At 49.1% G+C, this 1,443-nt stretch carries 2 pseudogenes; one reads left to right on the forward strand and one right to left on the reverse strand.

What is annotated here, in order from left to right:
• Positions 1-821: pseudogene (locus tag FHS77_RS16045) on the reverse strand (hypothetical protein); the annotation flags it as partial.
• A 258-nt stretch (positions 822-1,079) separates the two neighbouring features.
• On the opposite strand from FHS77_RS16045, the pseudogene FHS77_RS16050 reads away from it, so the two are divergent.
• Positions 1,080-1,443 (forward strand): annotated as a pseudogene (locus FHS77_RS16050) (group II intron reverse transcriptase/maturase); the annotation flags it as partial.

Consider the following 1,443-nt stretch of genomic DNA (forward strand, 5'->3'; position numbering starts at 1 on the left):
GGTTCAAATCCTGCCCCCGCAACCACCGAGACTTGTAACCCCTTCCATGCTTCATATTGCTCAGCCAAGTGAGCATCGAAGCGGGTTTTAAAGTCAATTTTTTCCCCTTGAGAGTTAAAATGATTTGTCTTTAAAAGTCGTGCGAACTCTGCGGATGCTTGTTGACGATGTGCTTTTGCAAACTCTTCCCATGCTGCCATCGAAGCCAGAATAGTGGCCAGACGACCATGTAGTTCCAGATCAGCGCTTTTGCCATCAGGGGAGGGGCTGATTACGACTTTTTGGATCAGCTGACGCGTAAACTGAATCCATTCATCAAGATCATCATCGGTTTTATGTTTGACGCTGGCGATCAAAGCATCGATTGCCACTCTGTACATTGAAACAGAAATTGCAGGCGCTTTAAACTCAGTTTCTGTTGCTGGTACTGCTTTAAGCTCGGCCCTTAGCTTGATCAGCTTGTCTTCCTGGTCATCAATCATATCATTGAAGGCAGGGATTGCGGGACGACCCTCCGACGCTCGCTGTGCCAGTTGTTCCATCAGGCTCTTTTGTTGCTGTTCCAGTTTTTTGATATTTACGACCAATTGATCTCGGTGTTTAGCACTTTGTTTGGCTGATTTACTCAGCTCTTTGCTTAGTGTGTCCCTGACGTGCTCAATATTGCTGATACTAAACAGGCCTTCGGGAAAGGCAGCCAACACCCGTTCTTCCAATTCATGACGACTGATTGTCTTGCTGTTAGTACAAGTGATGCCGCCAAGGCTATCAATTGGCAGCTTCTTCTTTCTGTTGGTGCAGCCATAGCGGTCTTTGGCCATAATGGCATATGGTCCATGACAATGAGCACATTCTAGTATCCCACTCAACAGATATTGAGGGCGGTGGCTTTTGTTCAGCCTGTTGGTGTGCGTTTTATCAAACAGCTTCTCGTTTTTAATCTGCTGCTGTTTGACCTTTGTCCATAAGGGGCGGAGTTCTCGTAGTAGTCTGCGGCAGGGAAAGCCTGTCACATGGCGAAGGGGAACAGTTCAATCTGCTTGAAGTGCAAATTACCTGACCCAATGAGGTGAAGACCTATGATAATCAGCGAAATGCAGCACAAGCTCGCAACATGGGCCGAGAGCGGTTCAAACCGAAGGTTTGATCGGCTTCTGCGGCTGATTGCCAATCGGGAATGGCTTGCCGAGGCCGCTCGGATGGTTCTTGCGTCAAGTGGCGCACGCACGCCGGGTATCGACGGAATGGATAAGCAAAAACTGCAGGTCAAACTGGATCAGCATCTGGACGACCTGCGGGCAAGTCTGCTGAAGGGTACGTACTGCCCCCAGCCGGTGAAGCGCATTTATATCCCGAAATCAAATGGCAAGCTACGACCATTGGGTATTCCGACCCTGACAGACCGCATTGTCCAACGCGCCATGCTGATGGCTATGGAGCCTA

Source organism: Paenochrobactrum gallinarii (genome assembly GCF_014205685.1).
Classification (GTDB): domain Bacteria; phylum Pseudomonadota; class Alphaproteobacteria; order Rhizobiales; family Rhizobiaceae; genus Paenochrobactrum; species Paenochrobactrum gallinarii.